This is a genomic window from Streptomyces sp. NPDC029466 (assembly GCF_055574515.1).
In genome coordinates this window covers 71,117-96,384 of sequence record NZ_JBVHZH010000024.1, presented here as the reverse complement: position 1 = coordinate 96,384, position 25,268 = coordinate 71,117, and the positions used below count along the sequence as shown (strand labels likewise).

The window sequence follows — 25,268 nt, the reverse complement described above, 5'->3', positions numbered from 1 at the left end:
ACAGTGGCTCGACACCGCAACCAGCAGGTCAGCGGCGTGTTGTCCGGATACGAACCACCGTGCCCCGATTGCGGATCGGGCCCGGGGGTCAGCGGTGCAAGGGGGAGCGCGGGTGAGCACCGACGCCGAATTCGCCGATGCCCGGCACATTCCACCGATACCCCCGCAGCCGCCCCGGCAGCCCGCCCCGGCCGGCATGCCGGAGCCCGAGGGGGACCCGCGGACGACCGTGCTGCGCCGGGTGCCGGCCGAGCCGTCGCCACCGGCTCCCGGGGCGCACCCCGTCCCGCCGCGCCCCACCGTCCCGCCGCCTGCCGGTGCGCAGCCGCCACCCCACCCGGACCGTGCGCCCGGCGCCCCGGCCCCCGCCGCACCGGCCGCCCCCACCCCGCCGCCGCCCGCCGGCCGCCCCGCCGCGTTCCGCGACACCGCCGCCTTCCACCTGGCCAACAGTCAGAAGCTGTGGAGCGACTCCCGTGAACCCGCCGCCGGCAGCGGACCGGCCGCCCCGCCGGCTCCCCGCCACCCGGCCGCCGGGCCCTCGGCGGCCCCCGGCAGCGAGCCGCCCCGGCCCGCCGCGCAGCGCCCGCCCCACCTGCCCTGGCCACCGACCGCCGCTCCGCACCCGGGAGTTGGCTACGCCCCCGGCGCGCCGGGCCGGCCCGGGTCCGTCCGCCGCCCCGGCCCCCGGCTGCTCGGCGCCGCGGCCTGCCTCGTCCTCGGGATCGGCCTCACCGGCGGTGCCGCGGCCGGGAGTTGGCTCACCGACGAGGCCGACGCCGCCCCGCCCACCGCCGAGGCCGTCTTCGCCCAGGGCCGCGACGTCTGGCACAACACCCCGGTCGACCGGCTCTTCCCGCGCACCGTCAACGGCCTGGGCGTCGGACCCGGCGGCGCCGACCGGACCTGGACCCGGATCGCCGTCGCCCCGGACGGCGGCTGCGGCCACGCCTACGACCCGAAGCTCGCCGCCGCGCTCGCCCGCGCCGGCTGCACCCGGCTGCTGCGCGCCACCTACGCCGACGCCACCCGCAGCAGCGTCATCACGGTCGGAGCGCAGATCGCCAAGGCCGACCAGCCCGGGATGATGGCCCTCAACACCCGCTTCAGCACCAGGAGTCTGGGTACCCGCACCGACCTGCTGCCGCTGCCGTACGCCGCGAAGGGCACTCCGGCCGAGGGCTTCGGGCGCGCCCAGCGGGCCAGCTGGACCGTCCGGATCCTCACCGACATCCCGGTCGTGGTCTACGCCGTCTCCGGCTTCGCCGACGGCCGCACCGTCACCGAGCCGCAGCCCGCCGAGGCCGCGGTCCGGCCCGGCGTCACCACCGCCCCGGCCGAGTCCGGCCTGGGCCACGACGCGAAGGGCCTGGCGGACCGCATCGGGACGGACTTCCGCAAGGCGGCCGGCAGCCCCACGCAGACGACGGAGGCCTCGTCATGACGCACACCGTGCTGCGCGGCACCGCCCTCGCGCTGGCCTCTGCGGCGCTCGCCGTACTGCCCGCCGTCCCCGCCCGGGCCGATGCCCTGCGCGCCCAGGAATGGGCCCTCCAGGCCGTCCACGCCCAGCAGGCCTGGCGCACCACCAAGGGCGAGGGCGTCACCGTCGCGGTCCTGGACACCGGTGTGGACGCCAACCACCCCGACCTGGAGGGACAGGTGGAGCCCGAACGGGACCTGGTCGGCTTCGGGGCCGGCCCCGGGGACGCCGCCTGGGCCCGGCACGGCACCGGAATGGCCAGCATCATCGCAGGTCACGGCCATGGTGCGGGCCGCGAGGACGGTGTGCTGGGCCTCGCCCCGGCCGCCCGGATCCTGCCGGTCCGGGTGATCCTGGAGGACGACGACCCGCAGCGCGGGCGAGCCCGCACGGAGAAAGCGGGCGCGCTCGCCGACGGCATCCGCTGGGCCGCCGACCACGGCGCCGACGTGATCAACATGTCGCTGGGCGACGACAGCGAATCCGCGCACCCCGAGCCCCGCGAGGACGCCGCCATCCAGTACGCCCTCGGCAAGGGCATCCCCGTCGTCGCCTCCGCGGGCAACGGCGGCGAGAAGGGCAACCGCGTCTCCTACCCCGCCGCCTACCCGGGCGTCATCACGGCCACCGCCGTCACCCACCTGGGGGGCCGCGCCCGGTTCTCCACCCGCCACTGGTACGCGACGGTCAGCGCCCCCGGCTACGACATCATCATGGCCGACCCCGAGGACGACTATCTCTCGGGCTGGGGCACCAGCCCCGCCGCCGCCTTCGTCTCCGGCGCCATCGCCCTGATCCGCTCCGCGCACCCCGACCTGAGCCCGGCCCAGATCCGCCGGCTGCTCACCTCCACCGCCCAGGACAGCCCCGAAGGCGGCCGCGACGACGACTACGGCGCGGGCCTGATCGACCCCGCCGCCGCCCTGCAAGCGGCGACGGATCTCCGGCCCACCGCGCAGAAGCCGTCCCCCGCCGCCTACGCCGACCGCTACTTCGGCCCCGGCCCCACCGCGGACGACGCCGCGGACACCGGCACCTCCTGGCTCCCCTGGACCGCCGGCGCCGCGGGCGTGGCCCTCCTCGCGGCCGCCGCCGTCCTCTGGCGCGGCCGGCCCCGCGACCACTGAGCCGTCGCCGTTCACCGGGGCCCCCGCACCCGGTGACGCCGTCACCCCACCCGATACGCTCGGGCGCGTGCAGAAGAACATTCCCGACCCCGGTTTCGGCGACGACGACGGCTCCGCCGACCCGGCCCTGGCCGCGGCCCTGGCGGCCTACGACCGGGACCGGAGCGCCGAGCCCGAGCTGCTGTCGGCGCTGGCCGGCGCACGCGTCCTGGTGCCCGTGGTGGCCGTCCTCGGTGAGGTCGAGACCGGACCCGACGGCCTGCGCCGGGAGAAGACCAGCGATATGGCCGTCCCCACCCTCCAGGCCCCGGACGGCCGCCGCGCCCTCCCCGCCTTCACCTCCATGGAGACCCTCCAGCGCTGGCGCCCCGACGCCCGCCCGGTCGCGGTCCCGCTGCCGCAGGCGCTGCTCGCCGCCTCCCACGAGCAGGCCGACACCGTGGTCGTCGACCTGGCGGGCCCGGTCACCTACCAGCTCACCGGCCCCGCCCTGCGCGCGCTCGCCGAGGGCCGCACCACCGCCGACCCGCTCGCGGACCCGGCCGTCACCGACGCCCTGCGCACCCTCCTCGACGCCGAGCCCGGCGTGCTCGTCGCCCACCTCGCACCGTCCGCCGAAACCGACGCCACCCTCGCCCTCGGACTGGCGCCCGACGCCCCGACCGCGGACGTCGCCCAGCGGCTGGCGCAGGCCCTGGCCACCGACGAGGTGCTGCGCGCCCGGCTCGTCCGGGGCCTGGACCTGGCCCTTCTGCCGCCCGGTGGCGCGACGGCCGGGGAGCCCTTCTACCGGCGCTGACACTCCACGGCCGGGGCCCGGTGCCGACGACCGGGCCCGCGGCCGTCAACGGGCGGGTTCGTCTCCAGGGCCGCACAATGCGAGGAGAGCTCAAGATCCACGCGAGGAGAGCCCCCATGGAGAAAACGGAGATCTCGTCGGTACTGACCCGCACGGTCGTATCCGAGTTCCTCGGCACCCTGCTCCTGGTGTTCTTCGCCGTCGGCTCGGCAGTGCTGGCGGGCGAGTACATCGGCACCTTCGGCATCGCCCTGGCCTTCGGCTTCACCATGGTGGCGCTGGCCTACGCCCTCGGCCCGATCTCGGGAAGCCACTTCAACCCCGCGGTGACCCTGGGCATGCTGCTGGCCCGCCGGATCACCCTGCGGACGGCCACCGAGTACTGGATCGCCCAGGTGGTCGGCGCCATCGCCGGCGCGGCCCTGCTCTTCCTGGTCGCCAAGCAGATCCCGGGCCTCCAGACCGATGCCTCCTTCGGCACGAACGGCTGGGGCGACCGCTCGGCGGTCCACCTCAACCTCGGCGGTGCCTTCGTCGCCGAGATACTGATGACCTTCCTGCTGGTCTACGTCTGGCTGTCGGTCACCCACAAGGTGGCCGTGATCGGCTTCAACGGCATGGCCATCGGTCTGGCCCTGGCCGCCGTCCACCTCGTCGGGGTCCCGCTCGACGGCACCGGCGTGAACCCGGCGCGCTCCATCGGCCCGGCGCTCTTCGCGGGCGGTGCGGCCATCACCCAGCTGTGGCTGTTCATCGTCGCGCCCCTGATCGGCGCCGCCATCGCGGCGGTGGTCCACCAGATCACCCATCCGCCGCACGAGCCGGTCCTCGTCGCCGACGAGCCGATGCCCTACGAGCCCGCCGACGACGGGCCCTGAGGCGCAGCGCCCCCACCGCGCACACGACGGGCCCCGGCCGCATCCCGGCCGGGGCCCGTCCTCGCGTGTGTGCGGCGCTCCGCCGCCCGGCTCAGCCGAAAACGGGGCCGGTGTACTTCTCCCCGGGACCCTGGCCCGGCTCGTCCGGCACGACCGACGCCTCGCGGAACGCCAGCTGGAGCGACTTCAGACCGTCGCGCAGCGGGGCCGCGTGGTACGAGCCGATCTCGGTGGCGCTGGCGGTGACCAGCCCGGCCAGCGCCTGGATGAGCTTGCGCGCCTCGTCGAGGTCCTTGTGCGCCGCGCCCTCCTCGGCGAGCCCGAGGTTGACCGCCGCCGAACTCATCAGATGCACCGCGACCGTGGTGATCACCTCGACCGCCGGCACCTCCGCGATATCACGGGTCATGGCGTCGAAGTCGGGATTCGCCGCGTGCGCTGCGTCGGGCTGCTGCGGGGTCTGGTCACTCATGTCTTCGGGCTTCTTCCTGCTGAGGGGACGCCTCCAGCCTATGGGCAGCGCGCCCGGACCCCGCGGCCGGGAGCGCCATCCCGGTCCCGGGGCGGGTTCGCGTCAGCACAGAAGTGGGTGCCACCCCTTGACTCGTGTATTCTGGTGTTCCGACCGGCCGGACACGCATGTGACCGGCCCACAAGTGGAGGCTCCGATCTCCCACCCGACCGACCTCACGGTTGGCGGGTCAACGGTCCGGCTGCGCCCCGCGGAGACTTCGCGGCGGTGCTCCAGATCCACGTGGAGCCCCGCCTGTGTCCCGTCCGGGGCGTTTTTCGTGTACCCGGCGCGGTTGGTCACACCGAAAAGACGTTACGCGGCAGTCCGCCAGGCCGTCGCGTGGTGCTACCGAGGAGGATCCATCAGCGCCGAGCCCCGCATCAACGACCGGATTCGCGTCCCCGAGGTGCGACTCGTCGGTCCCAGTGGCGAGCAGGTCGGCATTGTGCCGCTTGCCAAGGCCCTGGAGCTTGCGCAGGAGTACGACCTCGACCTGGTCGAGGTGGCGGCGAACGCCCGTCCGCCGGTCTGCAAGCTCATGGACTACGGAAAGTTCAAGTACGAGTCGGCCATGAAGGCCCGTGAGGCGCGCAAGAACCAGGCGCACACGGTCATCAAGGAGATGAAGCTCCGGCCGAAGATCGACCCGCACGACTATGACACCAAGAAGGGTCACGTCGTCCGGTTCCTCAAGCAGGGTGACAAGGTCAAGATCACGATCATGTTCCGTGGTCGCGAGCAGTCCCGCCCCGAGCTGGGCTTCCGGCTGCTGCAGCGGCTCGCGTCCGACGTGGAGGACCTCGGCTTCATCGAGTCGAATCCGAAGCAGGACGGCCGAAACATGATCATGGTCCTCGGTCCGCACAAGAAGAAGACCGAGGCGATGGCCGAGGCCCGTGAGGCGCAGGCCGCCCGTAAGGCCGAGCGCCACGGTGGAGCTTCCGCGGAGGAGCCCGCCGAGGAGCCCACCGGGGCGTGACCCCGAGGCGTCGGCCCCGGTTCGCGCCGGGGCGCCCCGCCCCGGACATCAATCGATATACATGACGCTCCCGCTCGCCGGTCCGTGCCTGCGGGAGCGCCAATGACGAGGAGAGAACGGCGCATGCCGAAGAACAAGACGCACAGCGGTGCCAGCAAGCGCTTCAAGGTCACCGGTTCCGGCAAGGTGCTGCGTGAGCGCGCCGGCAAGCGCCACCTGCTCGAGCACAAGTCGTCCCGCGTGACGCGTCGCCTCACCGGCAACGCCGAGATGGCCCCGGGCGACGCCGCGAAGATCAAGAAGCTTCTCGGCAAGTGAGCCGACGCGCCCCACTGCCGGGGGCGCGCGACTCGGACCGGGACCCAATCGATTCGGGCCGTTGTGACGACAACCACGGCCCCGCTACAAGGAGTTAACAAGTGGCACGCGTCAAGCGGGCAGTCAACGCCCACAAGAAGCGCCGGGCGATCCTCGAGCAGGCCAGCGGCTACCGTGGCCAGCGCTCCCGCCTGTACCGCAAGGCGAAGGAGCAGGTCACCCACTCCCTCGTCTACAACTACAACGACCGCAAGAAGCGCAAGGGCGACTTCCGTCAGCTGTGGATCCAGCGCATCAACGCCGCTGCCCGCGCCAACGGCATGACCTACAACCGCTTCATCCAGGGTCTGAAGGCCGCCAACATCGAGGTGGACCGCAAGATCCTGGCCGACCTCGCGGTCAACGACGCCAACGCGTTCGCCGCGCTCGTCGAGGCCTCGCAGAAGGCGCTTCCGAGCGACGTCAACGCCCCGAAGGCTGCCTGAACTTCAGCCTGACGACGTGATGACGGACCCGCAGGCCCCGGCCTGCGGGTCCGCCGCTTTTCCGGACCCGGCCCGGCCCGTGCGCACGGACCGGGACCCCCACGCACCGAACAACAGAAGCGAGCCGCCGCCCATGGGCACCCCCGAGCTGATCTCCCCGCGTTCCCCGCGTGTCACCGCCGCCCGGCGGCTGGCCCGCCGCGCCTTCCGCGGCAAGGAGCGCCGGTTCATCGCCGAGGGCCCGCAGGCCGTACGGGAGGCCATCGCGCACCGCACCGGCGGTACGCCCACGCTCATCGAGCTGTTCGCCACCGTCGAGGCCGCCGAGCGGCACACCGAGATCATCGAGGCGGCCCGCGCGGCCGGGGTGCGGATCCACCACGCCGACGACAAGACCGTCGCCGATATCTCCCAGACCGTCACCCCTCAAGGGCTGCTCGGCGTCTGCGAGTTCCTCGACTCGCCGTTCGAGGAGATCCTCGCCGCCCGTCCGCAGCTGGTCGCGGTGCTCGCCAACGTCCGTGACCCCGGCAACGCCGGCACCGTGCTGCGCTGCGCGGACGCCGCGGGCGCCGACGCGGTGGTGCTGACCGACGCCTCCGTGGACCTGTACAACCCCAAGTCCGTACGGGCCTCGGTCGGTTCGCTCTTCCACCTGCCGGTCGCGGTGGGCGTCCCCGTCGAGCGGGTGGTGAGCGGACTGCGGTCGGCCGGCGTACGGATCCTCGCCGCCGACGGCGCGGGCGACCGCGACCTGGACGCCGAACTGGACACCGGCTCCATGGGCGGGCCCACCGCCTGGGTCTTCGGCAACGAGGCCTGGGGACTGCCGGAGGAGACCCGGGCGCTGGCGGATGCCGTGGTGCGGGTCCCGATCCACGGCAGGGCCGAGAGCCTCAACCTCGCCACGGCCGCCGCGGTCTGCCTCTACGCATCCGCCCGCGCCCAGCGCAGCCCCGGCGGCTGCCGCGCGGTGTCACCCGCCTGAGGGGTGTCTCCCTGATCTTCGGGGCACTTCCGGTACGAGCTAGTAGGCTTGCGTGCTCGGGGGCCCGGAAGGGGGTAACGGGGATGAGTGTGAGGACTTCCGGCACCACAACCACCGCGGACAGCCGCCGGTCCGAGGGGCTCGTGGGCGGTCAGCCGCCCGCTCCGGACGGAGAGCCGGCGGCCCTGGGGACCGGTCTCGGACTGGACCCCGACGATCTGCCCGACGGCCTGGTCGTCGCCGACGAGACCGGCCTGGTGATCTGCTTCAACGCCGCCGCGGCCAGGATCACCGACATCGCCCCCGAGGACGCCGTCGGCCGCCCCCTCGAACACGCCCTGCCGCTCCAGGACATCGAGGGCCGCCGCTGGTGGCGGCTCACCGACCCCTACGGCGGGCTCGCCATCCGCCGCGGCCAGCCCGAGCGCAATCTGCTGCTCGGCGGCCGCGAGGTGCTGGTCTCCGCCCGCTATGTCCGCAGCCGCCCGACCGGCCCCGTCCAGCGGCTGGTGATCGCGCTGCGCGGTACTGAGGCCCGGCGGCGTACGGAGCTCAGCCACGCCGAGCTGATCGCCACCGTCGCCCATGAACTGCGCTCGCCGCTGACCTCCGTCAAGGGCTTCACCGCCACCCTCCTCCAGAAGTGGGAACGCTTCACCGACGACCAGAAGCGGCTGATGCTGGAGACGGTGGACGCCGACGCCAACCGCGTCACCCGGCTGATCGCCGAGCTGCTGGACATCTCCCGGATCGACTCCGGGCGGCTGGAGGTGCGCCGCCAGCGGGTCGACATGAGCGCCGCGGTCCGCCGCCACGTCCAGGCGCAGACCACCGCCGGCCAGCGCCCGGACCGCTTCCTGATCCGGATGCTGGAGCCGCTGCCCGATCTGTGGGCGGACCCGGACAAGGTGGACCAGGTGCTGGGCAACCTGCTGGAAAATGCGGTGCGCCACGGCGAGGGAACGGTCACCATCGAGGTCGGACCGGTATCGGACGCGACCAGCACGGAGGGGACGAGCGTCACCGTGAGCGACGAGGGCCCCGGCATCCCGGAGGAATCGATGAGCCGCGTGTTCACCCGCTTCTGGCGGGGCAGCAAGCGCGGTGGCACCGGCCTGGGCCTCTACATCGTCAAGGGCATCGTCGAGGCGCACGGCGGGACGATCACGGTCGGCCGGGCGCCGGCCGGCGGCGCGCAGTTCCGATTTAGCCTGCCCGTCGCGACGCCGGCCTTCATGGCCTGAGCACTCCGCGGCGGGCGCCCCGCGGGGGCGCGGACCGGCCGCGCGGCCCGTCCCCCTTAGACTTGACCTTTGGCACCTTTGGCGCACAGGCATCGCGGGCACAGCGCGGGCTCGGCATCCGACCTTTGTGATCGAGGAGCCGAGGCGAAGCGAGCCAAGCCAAGCCAGTCCACCGGAAGCACGGGAAGAGATGTCCGCACCCAATAAGTCGTACGACCCTGTCGAGGTCGAAGCCCTGAAACCGGAAGAGATCGCCGCACGGCTGGACGAGGCGCTGGCCGCCATCGCCGCCGCGGCCGATCTTGAGGAGCTGCGTGAGGTGAAGGTCGCGCACACCGGCGACCGCTCGCCGCTCGCGCTCGCCAACCGTGAGATCGGCGCGCTGCCCCCGCACGCCAAGGCGGACGCCGGCAAGCGCGTCGGCCAGGCCCGTGGCCGGGTGAACCAGGCGCTCAAGGCCCGCCAGGAGGAGCTGGAGGCGGAGCGCGACGCCCGCGTGCTGGTCGAGGAGGCCGTGGACGTCACGCTGCCCTACGACCGCACCCCGGCCGGCGCCCGGCACCCGCTCACCACCTTCATGGAGCGGGTCGCGGACGTCTTCGTGGCCATGGGCTACGAGGTCGCCGAGGGCCCCGAGGTCGAGGCGGAGTGGTTCAACTTCGACGCCCTCAACTTCGTGCCCGACCACCCGGCGCGCCAGATGCAGGACACCTTCTTCGTCCAGGGCAACAGCACCGAGGGCGATGAGTCCGGCGTCGTGCTGCGCACCCACACCTCGCCGGTCCAGGCCCGTACGCTCGTCGACCGCGAGCCGCCGGTCTACGTCGTCTGCCCGGGGCGGGTCTACCGCACCGACGAGCTGGACGCCACGCACTCCCCGGTCTTCCACCAGATCGAGCTGCTCGCCGTCGACGAGGGCCTGACCATGGCCGACCTCAAGGGCACCCTCGACCACATGGTCCGGGCGCTGTTCGGTCCGGACATGAAGACCCGGCTGCGGCCGAACTACTTCCCGTTCACCGAGCCGTCCGCCGAGATGGACATGGTCTGCTACGTCTGCCGTGGCGAGTCCGTGGGCAACCCCGACCGGCCCTGCCGTACGTGCTCCAGCGAGGGCTGGATCGAGCTCGGCGGCTGCGGAATGGTCAACCCCAAGGTGCTCATCGCCTGCGGCGTCGACCCCGAGAAGTACAGCGGCTTCGCCTTCGGGTTCGGCATCGACCGGATGCTGATGTTCCGGCACAACGTGGAAGACATGCGTGACATGTTCGAAGGCGACGTCCGGTTCACCCGGCCGTTCGGGATGGAGATCTGATGCGGGTCCCGCTTTCTTGGCTGCGGGAGTACGTCGACCTGCCGGCGACGGAGACCGGCCGTGACGTACAGGCCAAGCTCATTGCCGTCGGCCTGGAGGTCGAGACCGTCGAGCGCCTCGGCGAGGGCCTCAAGGGCCCGCTGGTCGTCGGCCAGGTCCTGACCATCGAGGAGCTGGAGGGCTTCAAGAAGCCGATCCGCTTCTGCACGGTGGACGTCGGCCAGGCCAACGGCACCGGCGAGCCGCAGGAAATCGTCTGTGGCGCGCGGAACTTCTCCGTCGGCGACAAGGTCGTGGTCGTGCTTCCCGGCGCCGTGCTGCCCGGCGACTTCAAGATCGCCGCGCGTAAGACGTACGGCAAGAAGTCGCACGGCATGATCTGCTCCGGCGACGAGCTGGGCATGGGCGACGACGGCTCGCACGGCATCATCGTGCTGCCGCCCGAGTACGAGGTCGGCACCGACGCCATCGAGCTGCTGGAGCTCGTCGACGAGGTGCTGGACATCGCCGTCACCCCGGACCGCGGCTACTGCCTGTCGATGCGCGGCGTCGCCCGCGAGACCGCCACCGCGTACGGTCTGCCGCTGCGCGACCCGGCGCTGCTGGACGTGCCGCCGCCGAACTCCACCGGCTACCCCGTCCAGGTCTCCGACCCCCTCGGCTGCGACCGCTTCACCGCCCGTACGGTCACCGGTCTCAACCCCGAGGCGCGCTCCCCGCTCTGGCTCCAGCGCCGTCTTCAGAAGGCCGGGATGCGTCCGGTCTCGCTGGCCGTCGACATCACCAACTACGTGATGCTGGAGATCGGCCAGCCGCTGCACGCCTACGACCGCACCAGCGTGGACGGCCCGATCGGCGTCCGCCGGGCGGCCCCCGGTGAGAAGCTGACCACCCTGGACGGCACCAAGCGGGTGCTGGACGCCGCTGACCTGGTCATCACCGACAACCGCGGCCCGATCGGCCTCGCGGGCGTCATGGGCGGCGCGCACACCGAGATCGCGGCCCCGGCCGCGGACGCCGGGACCGGCGAGGTGCGCGGCACCACCGACGTCGTCATCGAGGCCGCGCACTTCGACGCGCTGTCCATCGCCCGCACGGCCCGCCGGCACAAGCTCTCCTCGGAGGCCGCCAAGCGCTTCGAGCGCGGGGTGGACCCGGAGGCCGCGTCCGCCGCGGCGCAGCGGACCGTCGACCTGCTGGTGCTGCTCGCGGGCGGAACCGCCGGGGAGGGCGTCACCGAGGTCGTCACGCCCAGCGGGCCGCGCACGATCACCCTCTCCGCCGGCCACCCGGACAAGGTCGCCGGTGTCGCCTACGGCCGGGAGACCGTCGTCCGCCGCCTCCAGCAGGTCGGCTGCGACGTCTACGGCCAGGACGAGCTGGTCGTGACCGTGCCGTCCTGGCGGCCGGACCTCAGCGAGCCCAACGACCTGGCCGAAGAGGTCATCCGGCTGGAGGGCTACGAGAACCTGCCCTCCACCCTCCCGAAGCCGCCCGCCGGCCGGGGGCTGACCGAGCGTCAGCGGCTGCACCGCCGGGTCGGCCGGGCGCTGGCCGGTGCGGGCTACGTCGAGGCGCTGAACTACCCGTTCACCGGCTCGCACGTGCTCGACCAGCTCGGCATCGAGCCGGACGACCCGCGCCGCGCCGCGGTCACCCTCGTCAACCCGCTCTCCGACGAGGAGCCCGATCTCCGTACGACGCTGATCCCGGGCCTGCTGAACGCGCTGCGCCGCAACTACGGGCGCGGCACCCACGATCTGGCGCTCTTCGAGACCGGACCGGTCTTCCGGGCGACCGGCGACGAGCAGCCGGCCAGCCGCTTGGTCGTCGACCGCCGGCCGACCGACGACGAGATCGCCTCGCTGGACGCCTCCCTCCCGCAGCAGCCGCGGCGCGCCGCCGTGGTGCTCGCCGGGGGCCGCGAGCAGGACGGCTGGTGGGGCCCCGCACGCCCCGCGAACTGGGCGGACGCCATCGAGGCGGGCCGTACGGTCGCACGGGAGGCGGGTGTGGAGCTGATCGTCCGGCAGGACCAGCACGCGCCGTTCCACCCGGGCCGCTGTGCGGCGCTGCTCGCGGTCGCCGACGGTGAGGAGATCCTCGTCGGCAACGCCGGTGAGCTGCACCCGCGGGTCATCAAGACGCTGGCCCTGCCGGAGCGCACCTGCGCGATGGAGATCGACCTGGACCGTCTGGAGCGGGCCGGTACCGGCCCGCTGCGCGCCCCGAAGATCTCGGCCTTCCCGGTCGCGACCCAGGACGTCGCCCTCGTGGTCGACACCGGTGTCCCGGCGGCGGAGGTCGAGGGCGCGCTGCGTGATGGTGCGGGGGAACTGCTGGAGTCGCTGCGGCTGTTCGACGTCTTCACCGGTGAGCAGATCGGCGCGGGCAAGAAGTCGCTGGCGTACGCGCTGCGCTTCCGCGCCGCCGACCGGACGCTGACCGCCGAGGAGGCCTCGGCGGCCCGGGACGCGGCGGTCGCGGCGGCCGTGGAGCGGACGGGAGCGGTGCTGCGCGGCTGAGCGTGGCCCGTGGCGCCGCGACGGCGTGCACAACGGGGTGAGGGCGTGGACGGTACCGACCGTCCGCGCCCTCACCCTTTTCGGTGGGCGGCGGACGGGTTCCGCGGAGGCGGTGGGGCGCGGCGGGCCGCGTGCGACGGCCGGGGCTGTGAGGGAGACGATCGGATCCGTACACCATCACCCCATCGGGTGATGATGTACGTATCGTCGTCGGATGGACACGGAACGTCGCGAGAATCGACCGGGTCGGCAGGGCCCGTGTGACCGCGACAGCGGGCCGGACCGATCCGCTCAGGACCTGGGGACCACCGGCGAGCGTGCGTGCCGGACTCCGCGAGCCCGCCATGATCCGAACGACGCGCCCTAGGGGGGCCATCGGCATGATCCGACACCGGGCGAGGCGTGGCGCGCGCGCCGGGGCGGCAAGCGCCCGGCGCGCCTTCGTCTTCGTTCTGCCCGGCCTCTGGGTCCTCGGCGTGGTGGCCTGGGAGCTGAGCCACCCGACCAGCGGCCGGCTGCTGCAACTCCTCGCCGCCGCACCGGCCATCGCCTGCGCGGGCACCGGCCGCCGCCAGTGCGTGCTGCTCGGCGGGCTGTGCGCGCTGCTCGCGCTGGTGCCGTTCGGCGAGGTGGAGCCCGGGGCCGGGTGGGGCACCCGCCTGATGACCTGTGGTGCGGTCCTCGCGGTGATCGGTGCCAGCTATCTGACTGCCGGGCGGCGGCTGCGGCTCGTACGGGAGCTGGAGCGGACCCGGGAGGTCGCCGCTACCGCGCAGCGGGTGCTGCTGCGCCCGTTACCGCGGCGGATCGACGGGGTGCTGCTGGCGGCCGACCACCTCTCCGCGAGCGAGGGGGCCGTGGTCGGCGGGGATCTGTACGAGGTCGTGGGGACCCGGCACGGGGTCCGGGCGGTGATCGGGGATGTGCGCGGGCACGGGCTGGACGCCATGGGCACGGTCGCGGCGATACTCGGCAGCTTCCGCGAAGTGGCGCACGACGAGCCCGAACTGGGGGATGTGCTGCGCCGGTTGGAGCGCTCGCACCAACGGCACCTGTGGGAGCGGGCGCGCCCCGGACGGCCCGCGGCCGGCGGGGAGCCGGGCGGCCCGCTCGCCGAGGAGTTCGTGACGCTGCTGCTGGTGGAGGTGGCCCCGGACGGGTCCGTCACGGCGCTCAACTGCGGGCATCCGTGGCCCTATCGCATCGCCCGGCAGGCGGTCGCGCCGGTCGCCCCGGCCGATCCGATGCCGCCGCTGGGACTGTTCCCGTTACCGGCCGAGCTGTCGGCGGTGCGCTGTGGGCAGCTGCGGCCCGGGGAGGGGCTGTTTCTGCACACCGACGGGGCGGCCGACGCGCGGGACGCGGCGGGGGAGTTCTTTCCGCTGACCCAGGAGCTGCGCAGCAGCGTCCAGGCGGCCGCGGCCCCGGGCGGGCCCTCGCCGGCGGGGGTGGTCGGGAATGTGCGCAGGGCACTGCTGCGGCATGCGGGCGGACGGCTGACGGACGATGTGGCGCTGCTGATGCTGAGCAACGACCGGGTGCGGGTGCCGGCGCGGGCGGCCGGCACCGCCCCGCCTACCGTGCGCCTTCCGTGACCTCCCGGCCGATCGGCGACGGGAAGGTGACGCCGGTCAGCTCCTCGGAGGCCCGCCACAGACGCCGGGCGCTCTCCGGATCGCTGGCCGCGGCCGTCCTGCCGACCAGCGTCGGTGCGCCGCGCATCTCCCCGAGCCCGTCCGGGCCGACGTACGAGGCGCCCGGCAGGTCCTGGGTGGCGGCGTAGAGCGTGGGGAGCGCGCCGGCCTTGTTGTCCTGCGCGACCAGCCGGTTGCCCACCCGCATCACCGCGCGTCGCAACACGCTGGCGTCGGCGCCCTGGAGGTTGGTGGCGGCCCAGCCCGGGTGTGCGGCGAGGGCGCGCACCGGCGATCCGGCGGCGGCGAGACGGCGTTGCAGTTCCAGGGTGAACAGCAGGTTGGCCAGCTTGGACTGGCTGTAGGCGGTGACGGGGCGGTAGCCGCCGGTCAGGTTCAGGTCGTCGAAGTGGATGTGGTTGCCGGGCAGCCGGTGGGCGCCGGACGACACGGTCACCACGCGGTCGGTGAGGCGCGGCAGCAGCAGGTTCGTCAGCGCGAAGTGGCCGAGGTGGTTGGTGCCGAACTGCATCTCGAAGCCGTCCTTGGTCCGGGACTCCGGGATGTTCATGACTCCGGCGTTGTTGACCAGCAGATCGACCGGGTCCTGCCAGGCGGCGGCGAACGCGCGGACGGAGGCGAGGTCGGCCAGGTCGAGGCGGCGGACTTCGACGGTGCCGCGGGCGCCCCGCACGGTGGCGGCGGCGGACTCGCCGCGCTTGAGGTCCCGTACGGCGAGGACGACATGAGCGCCCGCCCGGGCGAGGGCTTCGACGGTGGCGATGCCGAGTCCGCTGTTGGCGCCGGTCACGATGGCGGTGCGGCCGGTCTGGTCGGGTATGTCGGTGGTGTTCCACTTCGGGGTGTGCGTCATGGCTTCAATGTAGGCAACGTCAACAATGATGTCAACGCCAACAATGATGTCAACGCCAACAATGATGTCAACGCCAACAATGATGGCAGTGGCAACAATGTAGCCAGTGAATACATGGGGGATAGGATGGCGGCCATGCAGACTCGTCGTTACCACCACGGAGACCTGCGCGCCGCGCTGCTCACCCGCGCCGAGCAGACGCTCCGCGAGAAGGGGCCGGGCGCCCTGTCCCTGCGGGAGCTGGCCCGCGACCTCGGCGTCAGCCATGCCGCCCCGAGCCGGCACTTCAAGGACAAGCAGGCGCTGCTCGACGCGCTGGCGCTGGCCGGTTTCGACCGTCTGGACGAGACCCTGGCGGCGTCCCGGGAGCCGGGCGCGACCTTCGCCGACCGGCTCGGCGGGTTCGTGCGCGCCTATGTGGACTTCGCCGTCGACAACGCGCAGCTGATCGACCTCATGTACACGATCAAGCACGACCCGGCGGCGTCCGAGGCGCTGGTCAAGGCCGCGCAACGGCTGGGAGCGATGGCGGAGGACGTGGTCGCGGAGGGGCAGCGTGCCGGGGAGGTGCGGGAGGGCCCCGTCGACAGCATCGCCATTCCGGTGTTCACCACCTTGCACGGCTTCGCCAGCTTCGCGATGAGCCGAGTGCTCTCCCCGGAGGAGGTCGACTCCGGCCTCGACGCGGTGATCGCGTACATGCTGCGGGGCTGTGCCCCGTGAGGGCGCCGCGGCTCTTCACACCCCGTGTGAAGGGGCGTTCACTACGCTCAACTGACGGAGTGGTCCTGTCGACGAGGCCATGAGCCGGCGGTCCGCGGCACGGGCCCGGCTCACCGGGAGGCCGGTATGGAGCCCAACACCCTGCTGGACGCGATGCTCGACGAGTCCGGTATCTCGCATGCGGGGCTGGCCGCGCGGATCAACCAGCTCGGCCGGCGCCGCGGTCTGGCGCTGCGGTACGAACACACCGCGGTGGCCCGGTGGTTGAAGGGCCAGCGGCCGCGGGGCCAGGTGCCCGACCTGATCTGCGAGATCCTGGGGGAACGGCTGCACCGGCCGGTCGGGCTCGCCGACATCGGCTTCAGCGGTCCGGGGGCGCGGCGGGCCGCCGACACCCCGCTCTCCGGCTTCGTCGAGCGCGCCACCGCGCTGTGGCGGTCCGATGAGCAGCAGCGGCCGCACATCCTCGACGCCCCGGCGCTCACCGGCACCTCAGCGGTCATCCCCGTATGGGAGTGGGAGAACCCGCCCGAGGACTCCGATGTCTCGCGTGACGGGCTGACCCGGGTCGGCATGGCCGACATCGAGATGCTGCGCACCGCGCGGACGCACTACGAGACGATGTACCGGAAGGCGGGTGGTATCGCTACCAGAGCACGCATCGTGGGATTCCTCAACGCCGAGGCGGCGCCGCTGCTGCGGGGCAGCTACAGCGATGCGACGGGGCGTCAGCTCCACCGGGCGACCGGCGGACTGGTCGCGGTCGCCGGCATCTGCGCGTACGACTCGGACGCTCTCGGGCTGGCCCAGCGCTACTTCCATCAGGCGCTCCGGCTGGCCAAGGCCAGCGGGGACCGCGGCCTCGGCGCGTATGTCATCGCGCTGCTGGTCAATCAGTCCCTCTTCGTACGGGAATACCGCCAGGCGGTCGCCTTCGCGGAGGCGGCGTTGCGGGCCGCGGGTCCGCAGATCACCCCGGCGCTCTCCGCGGACCTCTACGCGATGCAGGCCAAGTCCTACGCCCGGCTCGGCGACGGTGCCGGTGCGCTGTCGTGCATCCGGCGTGCGGAGGCGGCCGCGGAGCGTATCCGGCCCGGTCTCGAACCGGCGGAGACGGGTTATGTCCAGCCCGGCCTGGTGAACGTACAGGTGGCGGAGGCGCTGCTCAGCCTGGGCGACTTACGGTCGGCCCGGGAACAGGCGGACGCCGCCGTTGACACCCCCGCACACGACCGCGGCCGGGTCCACCGGCTGGCCATGCTCACCCATATCGAGCTGCGTCAAGGCGATGCGGACCGGGCCGTGGCCAATGCCGCGGAGATGACGGAGCAGGCTCGCGGCATGGAGTCGCAACGGCTGCGGGACCGGCTGCGGGCGGTGCGCGAACATCTGGCGGAGACCGGGAGCTCCGCGACGGACGAGGCTGCCGATCTCATCGACGAGGTGCTGCGCGTTCCGCTGTAGGGCGTAAGACACGCCCCTGACCGGGCTCGTGTCACCTTGCCGGCCCTACAGCGGAAGGTGGCAGTTACGTGCGTTGGAACAATCTCAGCGAAAAGCCCGTCTATGCGAATCCCTGGTTCCGGGTCAATCTGGCCGATGTGGAGCTGCCCGACGGCCGCCGGCTGGATCACTATCTGATCCGGATGCGGCCCGTCGCCGTGGCGACCGTGGTCAATGAGGCCAACGAGGTGCTGCTGCTGTGGCGCCACCGGTTCATCACCGACACCTGGGGCTGGGAGCTGGCCGCGGGTGTCGTCGAGGACGGCGAGGACCCGCGGGCTGCGGCCGCCCGCGAGATGGAGGAGGAGACCGGCTGGCGCCCCGGGCCCCTCCACCATCTGCTCTCGGTGGAACCGTCCAACGGCCTCACCGACGCGCGGCATCACATCTACTGGTCCGAGCAGGGCGAGTACACCGGTCCGCCCCAGGACGGTTTCGAGTCCGACCGGCGGGAGTGGGTGGCGTTGAAGCTGGTGCCCGACATGGTGGCGCGGGGGGAGGTGCCGGCCGCCAACATGGCCGCCGCGCTGCTGATGCTGCATCACCTCCGGTCGGGCTGACCGGCATGGGCCGATGGCCGTGGCCGGCGGTCATCGGCCCAGGGCCTGCCACACCGCCACCACCAGCGCCGCGAGCCCCGTGAGCGCGGCGAGGGACGGCAGTGGCCAGCGGGTGCTCTCCAGCCGTGTGACGCGGGCCTGCAGGTCCTCCGCGTCCCGCTCGTACTGCGTGGAGCGCTGGGCGAGCAGCGCGAGGTGGCCGTCGACCCGGGCGGTGCGGACATCGAGCTGACGCCGCAGCTCGGCTAAGTCGGCGGTTACCAGGTCGGGTTCGGGGTGGGCGGTCACGGTCCGCTCCTCATTCCTTCGGTCGGCTGCTTCGGGGTCCGTACGGGCCTTAAGTCAACTGTGCTGCGGCGGAGGGCGGGAGCGTGTGCGGCGGGGAGATACGGGTCCGGTCTTCACACCCCGTGTGAAGTGACCCGGGGTGACGGCGCGGCGGCCCTTCACACGGGGTGTGAACCGCGCACCCCGACCGGCCCGGTTCACACGCTCCCGTACGCGCCCGCCTCGCGCTTCACTCGAAGATGCCACGGGGGCCGACGCCGGCGGACGGGCGCCCGCCGGCCCGGGGTCCGCCCGCCGGTATCTCCCCCGAGCGGCGGGCGGACGGCCCGTGCGCCGCCTCCGGACTGCCGGGGCCGGCGTGACCTCAGCTCACGCCTGTGGACCCGGCACCCAGGGCACGTGCGATCTCCGCCGCAGGGAAGGGCGTCCGCTTGCTCTCGGTGAGCAGCCGGCGGTGGAAGCGGTCCAGGATGACGGCGGGGCGGGCGTGCCGGTCCAGGAGGGCGGCGATCCCGGGCGGGAGGCCGCCGGGCCGCCGGCCGGCGATCCAGTCGCGCAGAAAGGCCGCGCGTTCCGTGGCACCGCGCCCGCCGTCGAGCAGATGCTGACGGAGCAGATGGGTCACGGTGAAGCAGCGGTCGTACGCGAGATGGTCCGCGAGGAACGCGGTCTCGTCGGCCGTGAGGTCGAAGCGGGAGCTCAGGGCGAGTCCGAAGTCGGCGAAGTAGAGCCGGCGGCCATCGGTCAGGATGTTGGCGAAGTGGGCGTCGAAGTGGACCAGTCCGCGCGCGCTCATGACGGCGGTCCCGCGCACCAGAGCCTCCTCCACCCAGGAGTGGGGCGGGCCCTGTCCGCCGTCCGTCACAGTGGCGTCGCGGTGCTCGGCCAGCCATCCGGCGAGGGTGTGCGGCACATGCTCCAGGAAGAGCACCAGGCTGGACGAGGAGCGACCGATGGCCTCCAGCCGGTCGCGCACCGCCGGTGATCCTTCCCAATGGGCGACGGCCCCGTCCACACCCCCGAACTCATCGGTGAACCCTTCGGGAGGGGAGTCGGGCAGGACCCGCCAGTGATACATCAGCGGGAAGCCCGCGTACGCGCCCCCGAGAACCCAGTGGGTGGTCAGGGTGTGCGTCGCCAGCTCCCGCCAGGCACCGAACCCGGCCGATCCCACCCCGTACTGGTAGAACGTCGGCAGCCCGAAGACGTTCGCCGTCGACCGCACATGCTCCGGCCGCGACTCGACCTCCGTCAGGGGCACCCGCTTGACGAAGACGCGGGTCCCCGCGATCTCCAGCTCCGCCGACCTGCCGCCGATACCGGACCCGAGCGGCACGGCGGAGGCCACCAGGTGCTTGAGCCGCTGGTCGCTCAGCAAGGAGAGCGCCGTGGCCACCGTCCCGTAACCGGCCCGGCGCGCGGTATCCAGCTGGTCCCCGTCCGGCATCAACCGCTCCTCGGTGCCCTCACCAGGGCCTCGGTGCTGGTACGTACGGGACGGACCCTACGGGCCGCGCGCCCGGCGCTCTACTTGATGCCCTGGGCGCGGGCGTTGGCCAGCAGCGCCTTCAGGCCGTCGAGGTCGAAGCCGGTGAGGCGTCCCGTGCCGGGGGCGGTCCGGTAGCCGCCGTTGGGGGAGCACATGATCGGGGTCTCGCCGGAGGGGGTGGCCACGCATTCGTAGTCGGCGGTCCTCCCGTCCTTGTTGAGGTCCAGGTTGGGGTGGTCCAGGCCGAGTGCGTGGAGCGGCTCGTGCACCAGTGTGTTCCGCAGCTTGTACGCGGGAATCGGCCAGGTGCCGTCCCAGTACTCGGAGTCGATGGCGACGATGCCGCCGGTGCCGACGCCCTTGGACGGGTTCGGGCAGGGCATGCCCTGGCTGTAGCCGGCGCGGCCCAGCGGCCGGTAGAGCTCGGTGAACTGGATGTGCCCCACGGGCCCGCACTTCGCCGGGTTGACGGGTTCGACGCCGCCGATGGCGAGCTTCAGCCCGGCGCCCTTGGCCTGGGACACCGCGGCCGTCAGGTAGGGCGTGTAGCGGGTCTTCATGGCGGACGTGGCGAACGTGATCGTGTACTGGCGGCCGGGGCTGAGGCTGGTGACGCCGAGCTGGGTCGTCAACTTCCACCCCCTTCCCTTCGTGGTGAGCGTCGCCGCTTGTGTGGGTACGGCGGCGAGCGCGCACACCGCGAGCGCCGCGGCCACGGGCAGGGCCTTGTGCATGGGTCCTCCGTATGTAGTTGTGGGGGGAGTGTGAGGGTCCTTTCACAAGTGAGACGCATGAGACCGGTAAATGGATACATCAGCAACTAGATCGTTTACAGGGGGATTTGGGGGATGACGGGAGCCGGGCGCGGGGGAGGTCAGGGCACAGCACAACGCCTCGCACCGGAAGGCGCGAGGCGGAGTGAGCGGAGGGGGCGGTCGGAGCGGCCCGTACGGCTAGCCGAAGGTGAGTACCGGTTTGACGACGTGGCCCGCCAGCGAGGCCGTGGCGGCGGTCTCGATGTCGGCGAAGGGGAAGGTGGTGACGAGCTTTTCGAGGGGGAGCTTCCCCTCCCGGTGAAGGCCGATCAGATGGGGGATGGTCACGGCGGGGAGGGCGTCCCCCTCGGTGACGCCCCGGAGGGTGAGGCCCTTGGTCAGCACGGGCAGGGTGTCGAACTGTGCGGAGCCGATGCCGACCAGGGCGAGCGTTCCCCGTGGGCGCAGGGCGCCGATGGCCTGGGACACCACGGCAGGTTGGCCGGTGGTGTCGAGGGCGTACTGCGGTCCACCGTGGGTGAGGTCGCGGACAGCCGTCGCCACGTCCTCCTCCGCGGTGGGATCGATGACGGCCGCGGCGCCGAGTTCCTTCGCCAGCGCGCGGCGCGTGGCGAGGGGCTCGATGACGACGACGGTGTGGTCGTCGGCGACGGCGGCCATGAGGGCGCTGAGCCCGACGCTGCCGGCTCCGAAGACGGCCAGGGTGGCGCCCGGGGACGGCCGGAGGACGTTCTGGACCGTGCCCACCCCGGTCTGGACGCTGCATCCCAAGGGGGCGACCAGGGTCGCAGGGAGATCCGCGGGGACCTTGACGGTGTTGCTCGCGGTGGTCAGGCAGTGTGTCGCGAAGGCGGACTGGCCGAAGAAGCTGCCGTAGGCCGGGGTGCCGTCGGTGCGGGAGAGGGGCGTGCTGCCGTCGGGCCGGGAGCCGAGGGCGTTGAGGGCGCCGGACTGCTCGCAGTAGGCCGGGCCCCCGGTCGTGCACGGGTCGCAGCCTCCGCAGCTGCGGTAGGTGAGGCAGACGGTGTCACCGGGCACGACAGTGGTCACGGCGTCTCCCACGGCCTCGACGACGCCGGCGCCCTCATGCCCGAAGACCATGGGCAGCCGTTCCCGGGGCCAGACCTGCCGCATGGCCAGGTCGGTGTGGCAGATGCCGGTGGCGGTGAGACGGACCAGGATTTCGTCCGGCCGTGGCACGTCGAGGTGGAGCGAGTGGAGGGTGAAGGGGCCGCCGGGGGACTCCACCAGGGCTGCTTGTATCCGCACGTACGTCTTCCTTGAGCTCGTGGCTGCCGTGCGCGCCGGCCGCGAGGGGGCGTCTCCCGCACGGGGCGCCGTCGGCAGGGCAAGTGGTGGGGACTTCAGGCGCGGGGCTTCAGGCGCGTTCGAGGAGGAAGTAGAAGTGGCGTCCGTCATCGAGGACGTTCTTGCCGTTCATGACGCCCAGGAGGGTGTCGTCGCCGGCCCGCTTGAAATGGTCGAGTACGGGCTGGCCGTCGTAGACCATCGTGGCGGTCGTCTCCCCGCGGAACTCCACCATCCACAGGCTCGCTTCGCCCTTGGCCAGCTCCGTGTGGGAGAAGAGCGCGCCGTCCTCGTCCCGGCAGATCAGGGGCTCGACCCGGTCGACGGAGTGGAAGGTCTTGCCGTACCAGCGGGCCTGGGCCAGCAGGCCCTCCACCTGGTGGCCGGTGCTGATCCCGGTGCCCTTCCAGGTGCCGAGGATCTCCTCGGGCCGTACGGTCTCCAGCGCCGCCCACAACCGGTCGCACTCACCGGTGTCCGACACCGCGTCATCAGCCGCCTGTAGGGCGGCAATTCGGGCACGGGCCTCTTCGGCATCCATGTGGCGCTCACTCCCCTTCGTGAACCATGTCCAGGTCGGGGCCAGTCTGCCAGCGATCAAGGACGCCTGCCGGGCCGTGTCCTCGTCCGCAGCACGCCGGGCACCGCTGCCCGGGCCACGGCCCGGCCGCCCCGCCCACAACCGCCCGAGCGCAGCACCTTCGTCGGTGCTGCGCTCGGGAATCAGGCGGTGTGCGGCGGTACTTGGCGGCGTCCCCGGGCCCGCTCAGTACGAGTAGAAGCCCGACCCCGACTTCCGCCCCAGTCGGCCCGCGTCGACCATCCGCGCGAGCAGCGGGGGAGCGGCGTACAGGGGCTCCTTGTACTCGTGGTACATCGATTCGGCGACCGAGGCGACGGTGTCCAGGCCGATCAGGTCGGTCAGCTTGAGCGGGCCCATCGGGTGGGCGCAGCCCATCTCCATGCCGTTGTCGATGTCCTCGCGGCTGGCGATGCCCGACTCGAACATCCGGATCGCGGAGAGCAGATACGGGATGAGCAGCGCGTTGACGACGAAGCCCGAGCGGTCCTGGGCGCGGATCGCGTGCTTGCCCAGCACGTCCTGCACCAGCGCCTCGGAGCGCTTGATGGTCTCCTCGGCGGTGGTCAGGGCGGGGATCAGCTCGACGAGCTTCTGCACCGGTGCCGGGTTGAAGAAGTGGATCCCGATGACCTGGTCGGGGCGGGAGGTGGCGACCGCCAGCTTCACCAGCGGGATCGACGAGGTGTTGGAGGCCAGGATGGCGTCCGGCCGGGTGATCACCTGGTCGAGGACCTGGAAGATCTCGGTCTTGACCTGCTCGTTCTCCACTACGGCCTCGATGACGAGGTCGCGGTCGGCGAACTCCCCGAGGTCGGTGGTGAAGCTGAGCCGGCCGAGCGTCGCATCGCGCTCCGCGGCGGTGATCTTGCCGCGCTCGGCGGCCTTGCCGAGAGAGTTGGTCAAACGGGTACGACCCAGCTCCAGAGCTTCGCCGGTGGTCTCGGCGACCATGACGTCCAGTCCGGCGCGGGCGCACACCTCGGCGATGCCTGCGCCCATCTGGCCGCAGCCGACCACTCCGACGCGTTCGATGTCGGTCACATCGTGCCTTTCGCTGATCTTCAGGACCGGCGGTACGCCGTAAGGGTCCGGCACCCGCCTCGACCCCGACGTTACTCCGCGCGGTGCTGGGCCACGGGTGCCGGGGCGGGCATTCTGAGCCCCCAGACGGGATGAACCGGACAACTTGGGGACTTTTGATGAGACGGATGACACGCAGAACGTTTGCCACCGCCGCGGTGGGGGCGGCGTCCGCGCTGCTCGCCACGGGTGCGGCGGCGCCGTCCGGGAGCCGGGCGCCGCGCCGCGAGCTGCGCGGCATGTGGCTGGCGACCGTCGCCAACCTCGACTGGCCCTCCAGCGCCAAGCTCGGGCCCGCCGAGCAACAGCGCGAACTGCGCGCCCACTTCGACACGGCCGTCGCCCGCCGGCTCAATACGGTGTTCTTCCAGGTGCGGCCCACCGCGGACGCCCTGTGGCCGTCGCCGTACGAGCCCTGGGCGCAGTATCTGACCGGACAGCAGGGCCGCGACCCCGGCTGGGACCCGCTGGACTTCGCGGTCCGCGAGGCCCACCGGCGGGATCTGGAGCTGCACGCCTGGTTCAACCCGTACCGGGTCGCCAACCACACCGATCCCGACCGTCTGGTTTCCGGCCACCCCGCCCGCCGGCACCCTGACTGGGTGCTCCCGTACGGCGGCAAGCTCTACTACAACCCGGGCCTGCCGGAGGTCCGCGACTTCGTCCAGGACGCGATGCTCGACGCGGTGCGGCGCTACCCCGTCGACGGGGTGCACTTCGACGACTACTTCTATCCGTATCCGGCCGCCGGGCAGCGCTTCGACGACGATGCGGAGTTCGAGGAGTACGGCAGCGGCTTCGCGAGCCGGGCCGCCTGGCGGCGGGACAACATCGACCGGCTGGTGTACGAGATGGCGCAGAAGCTGCGGGACGGGAACGAGCGGTCCGGGCGCACGGTGCGGTTCGGGGTCAGCCCGTTCGCGGTCTGGCGCAATCAGGGCACCGATCCGCAGGGGTCCCGTACCAAGGCCGGGGTGCAGACCTACGACGATCTGTACGCCGACACCCGCCGCTGGGTGCGCGAGGGCTGGCTGGACTACATCGTGCCGCAGGTCTACTGGCCCCTCGGCTCCGCGCCCGCCGACTACGCCGAACTCGTGCCCTGGTGGGCGCGGACCGTCGACGGCACCGATGTGGACCTCTACATCGGCGAGGCCCTCTACAAGGCCGGTGACACCCAGCCCGCCGCCTGGAAGGACCCGGCCGAACTCTCCCGTCACCTCACCTTCGCCCGCCGCTACCCGCAGGTCGGCGGCCATGTCTACTTCTCGGCGAAGGAGGTGGCCAGGGACCGGGCCGGTGCCATGGCGCGGGTCGTACGCGACCACTACGGCAGCGCGGCGCGGGCCTAGAGGTCTCCACGGCGCGACGGACCGCCCGCCCCGGTGGCGGACCGCGCGGGCGGTGGCACCGTCCGCGCGGCCGTGGTGGGCTTCCGTGTACGGGGTCCGGCTACCGGCCGGTGTCCACGTCGTTGGTCTTGCCGTGCCGGACGACGGAGTCGGGGCCGGGCGACATGATCGCCTCATGCCCGTCCTCGGCGCGGACACGGTAGGGCGGGTCGCCGTTCGTGCCCAGTACCTCGATGATCTCGACAACCCGGTCGTGATGCCCGACGGTCCTGCCGTGCACCACCAGCCGGTCGCCCCTGCTTGCGTGCATGAGGGTCCTCCCCGCTTCGGGGCGGCCGCGCGACCGGTTCGGCCGACGGCGTGCCGGCCAACGGTTGAACGGCCAACGGTTTCAACGGTTTACGGGCCTGGAGCAGCCCGGACGGCGGTATCCGCCTTCGCGG

At 72.5% G+C, this 25,268-nt stretch carries 25 protein-coding genes; 16 read left to right on the top strand and 9 right to left on the bottom strand.

Translation table 11 applies throughout. From position 1 onward, the window contains the following. The first annotated feature begins 112 nt into the window (after positions 1–112). The 4 genes from ACZ4XD_RS19750 (at position 113) to ACZ4XD_RS19735 (ending at position 4,287) form a co-directional block, all read left to right on the top strand. Positions 113–1,444 carry a hypothetical protein gene (locus ACZ4XD_RS19750; protein ID WP_468043716.1) on the top strand — a complete coding sequence of 444 codons (1,332 nt, stop codon included), beginning with the start codon at positions 113–115 and terminating at the stop codon, positions 1,442–1,444. After that, entirely contained in the window at positions 1,441–2,610 is a 1,170-nt protein-coding gene (gene mycP / locus ACZ4XD_RS19745; RefSeq protein WP_468043714.1) for a type VII secretion-associated serine protease mycosin, read from the top strand. The genes ACZ4XD_RS19750 and mycP overlap by 4 nt, the downstream gene beginning before the upstream one ends. Before the next feature lie 67 nt (positions 2,611–2,677). Next, on the top strand, positions 2,678–3,409 hold the full coding sequence (locus tag ACZ4XD_RS19740) for an SseB family protein (RefSeq protein WP_468043712.1): 732 nt from the start codon (positions 2,678–2,680) through the stop codon (positions 3,407–3,409). Between the two features lie 116 nt (positions 3,410–3,525). Continuing rightward, positions 3,526–4,287 carry an MIP family channel protein gene (locus tag ACZ4XD_RS19735; protein WP_468043710.1) on the top strand — a complete coding sequence of 254 codons (762 nt, stop codon included), beginning with the start codon at positions 3,526–3,528 and terminating at the stop codon, positions 4,285–4,287. A 91-nt stretch (positions 4,288–4,378) separates the two neighbouring features. Here the strand turns inward: ACZ4XD_RS19735 and ACZ4XD_RS19730 are convergent, their stop codons facing one another. Further along, positions 4,379–4,759 (bottom strand): DUF1844 domain-containing protein, encoded by a 381-nt coding sequence (locus ACZ4XD_RS19730; RefSeq protein ID WP_042157078.1) that lies wholly within the window; start codon positions 4,757–4,759, stop codon positions 4,379–4,381. A 334-nt stretch (positions 4,760–5,093) separates the two neighbouring features. Here ACZ4XD_RS19730 and infC point away from each other — a divergent pair, with 334 nt between their 5' ends. The 8 genes from infC (at position 5,094) to ACZ4XD_RS19690 (ending at position 14,250) form a co-directional block, all read left to right on the top strand. Beyond that, a complete protein-coding gene (gene infC / locus ACZ4XD_RS19725) occupies positions 5,094–5,780 on the top strand; it encodes a translation initiation factor IF-3 (RefSeq protein WP_219819209.1) in 687 nt (228 codons plus the stop codon). 123 nt (positions 5,781–5,903) lie between these two features. Then, complete coding sequence (gene rpmI / locus ACZ4XD_RS19720; protein ID WP_016576627.1) at positions 5,904–6,098, top strand: 50S ribosomal protein L35; 195 nt, start codon at positions 5,904–5,906, stop codon at positions 6,096–6,098. 101 nt (positions 6,099–6,199) lie between these two features. Further along, positions 6,200–6,583, top strand: coding sequence for a 50S ribosomal protein L20 (gene rplT, locus ACZ4XD_RS19715; RefSeq protein ID WP_018087732.1), 384 nt, complete (start codon positions 6,200–6,202; stop codon positions 6,581–6,583). Positions 6,584–6,716: 133 nt separating this feature from the next. Next, the gene (locus tag ACZ4XD_RS19710; protein WP_468043707.1) at positions 6,717–7,571 is read left to right on the top strand and encodes a TrmH family RNA methyltransferase; all 855 of its coding nucleotides are present in this window, start codon (positions 6,717–6,719) and stop codon (positions 7,569–7,571) included. Between the two features lie 83 nt (positions 7,572–7,654). Continuing rightward, a complete protein-coding gene (locus ACZ4XD_RS19705; RefSeq protein WP_468043705.1) occupies positions 7,655–8,815 on the top strand; it encodes a sensor histidine kinase in 1,161 nt (386 codons plus the stop codon). A 190-nt stretch (positions 8,816–9,005) separates the two neighbouring features. Further along, positions 9,006–10,130 carry a phenylalanine--tRNA ligase subunit alpha gene (gene pheS, locus ACZ4XD_RS19700; protein WP_262041175.1) on the top strand — a complete coding sequence of 375 codons (1,125 nt, stop codon included), beginning with the start codon at positions 9,006–9,008 and terminating at the stop codon, positions 10,128–10,130. Further along, positions 10,130–12,655: a phenylalanine--tRNA ligase subunit beta gene (gene pheT / locus ACZ4XD_RS19695; protein ID WP_468043702.1), complete on the top strand. Its 2,526-nt coding sequence runs from the start codon at positions 10,130–10,132 to the stop codon at positions 12,653–12,655. Before pheS ends, pheT begins: the two co-directional genes overlap by 1 nt. Before the next feature lie 380 nt (positions 12,656–13,035). Next, positions 13,036–14,250, top strand: coding sequence for a PP2C family protein-serine/threonine phosphatase (locus ACZ4XD_RS19690; protein ID WP_468043700.1), 1,215 nt, complete (start codon positions 13,036–13,038; stop codon positions 14,248–14,250). Here the strand turns inward: ACZ4XD_RS19690 and ACZ4XD_RS19685 are convergent. Beyond that, the gene (locus tag ACZ4XD_RS19685) at positions 14,231–15,163 is read right to left on the bottom strand and encodes an oxidoreductase (protein WP_468043698.1); all 933 of its coding nucleotides are present in this window, start codon (positions 15,161–15,163) and stop codon (positions 14,231–14,233) included. The genes ACZ4XD_RS19690 and ACZ4XD_RS19685 overlap by 20 nt on opposite strands. Positions 15,164–15,298: 135 nt before the next feature. On the opposite strand from ACZ4XD_RS19685, the gene ACZ4XD_RS19680 reads away from it, so the two are divergent. The 3 genes from ACZ4XD_RS19680 to ACZ4XD_RS19670 all read left to right on the top strand — a co-directional run bounded on the left by ACZ4XD_RS19680 (position 15,299) and on the right by ACZ4XD_RS19670 (position 17,949). Then, entirely contained in the window at positions 15,299–15,886 is a 588-nt protein-coding gene (locus ACZ4XD_RS19680; protein WP_468043696.1) for a TetR/AcrR family transcriptional regulator, read from the top strand. 126 nt (positions 15,887–16,012) lie between these two features. Further along, positions 16,013–17,350 carry a transcriptional regulator gene (locus ACZ4XD_RS19675; protein ID WP_468043695.1) on the top strand — a complete coding sequence of 446 codons (1,338 nt, stop codon included), beginning with the start codon at positions 16,013–16,015 and terminating at the stop codon, positions 17,348–17,350. A gap of 68 nt (positions 17,351–17,418) precedes the next feature. After that, a complete protein-coding gene (locus tag ACZ4XD_RS19670; protein ID WP_468043693.1) occupies positions 17,419–17,949 on the top strand; it encodes an NUDIX domain-containing protein in 531 nt (176 codons plus the stop codon). Between the two features lie 30 nt (positions 17,950–17,979). On the opposite strand, the gene ACZ4XD_RS19665 is transcribed toward ACZ4XD_RS19670, so the two are convergent. The 6 genes from ACZ4XD_RS19665 to ACZ4XD_RS19640 form a co-directional block, all read right to left on the bottom strand. Continuing rightward, positions 17,980–18,237: a hypothetical protein gene (locus tag ACZ4XD_RS19665; protein WP_042157058.1), complete on the bottom strand. Its 258-nt coding sequence runs from the start codon at positions 18,235–18,237 to the stop codon at positions 17,980–17,982. Positions 18,238–18,601: 364 nt separating this feature from the next. Continuing rightward, positions 18,602–19,684, bottom strand: coding sequence for a protein kinase family protein (locus ACZ4XD_RS19660; RefSeq protein WP_468043690.1), 1,083 nt, complete (start codon positions 19,682–19,684; stop codon positions 18,602–18,604). Positions 19,685–19,764: 80 nt separating this feature from the next. Further along, on the bottom strand, positions 19,765–20,460 hold the full coding sequence (locus tag ACZ4XD_RS19655; protein ID WP_468043688.1) for a zinc metalloprotease: 696 nt from the start codon (positions 20,458–20,460) through the stop codon (positions 19,765–19,767). Between the two features lie 219 nt (positions 20,461–20,679). Further along, on the bottom strand, positions 20,680–21,771 hold the full coding sequence (locus ACZ4XD_RS19650; RefSeq protein WP_468043686.1) for an NAD(P)-dependent alcohol dehydrogenase: 1,092 nt from the start codon (positions 21,769–21,771) through the stop codon (positions 20,680–20,682). Between the two features lie 109 nt (positions 21,772–21,880). After that, positions 21,881–22,351: a DUF4334 domain-containing protein gene (locus tag ACZ4XD_RS19645; RefSeq protein WP_468043684.1), complete on the bottom strand. Its 471-nt coding sequence runs from the start codon at positions 22,349–22,351 to the stop codon at positions 21,881–21,883. A 225-nt stretch (positions 22,352–22,576) separates the two neighbouring features. Then, positions 22,577–23,434, bottom strand: coding sequence for a 3-hydroxybutyryl-CoA dehydrogenase (locus ACZ4XD_RS19640; RefSeq protein WP_387246618.1), 858 nt, complete (start codon positions 23,432–23,434; stop codon positions 22,577–22,579). A 158-nt stretch (positions 23,435–23,592) separates the two neighbouring features. On the opposite strand from ACZ4XD_RS19640, the gene ACZ4XD_RS19635 reads away from it, so the two are divergent. Continuing rightward, a complete protein-coding gene (locus tag ACZ4XD_RS19635) occupies positions 23,593–24,825 on the top strand; it encodes a glycoside hydrolase family 10-like protein (protein WP_468043682.1) in 1,233 nt (410 codons plus the stop codon). Positions 24,826–24,925: 100 nt separating this feature from the next. On the opposite strand, the gene ACZ4XD_RS19630 is transcribed toward ACZ4XD_RS19635, so the two are convergent. Continuing rightward, complete coding sequence (locus ACZ4XD_RS19630; RefSeq protein ID WP_042157046.1) at positions 24,926–25,135, bottom strand: DUF1918 domain-containing protein; 210 nt, start codon at positions 25,133–25,135, stop codon at positions 24,926–24,928. Positions 25,136–25,268: the final 133 nt, after the last annotated feature.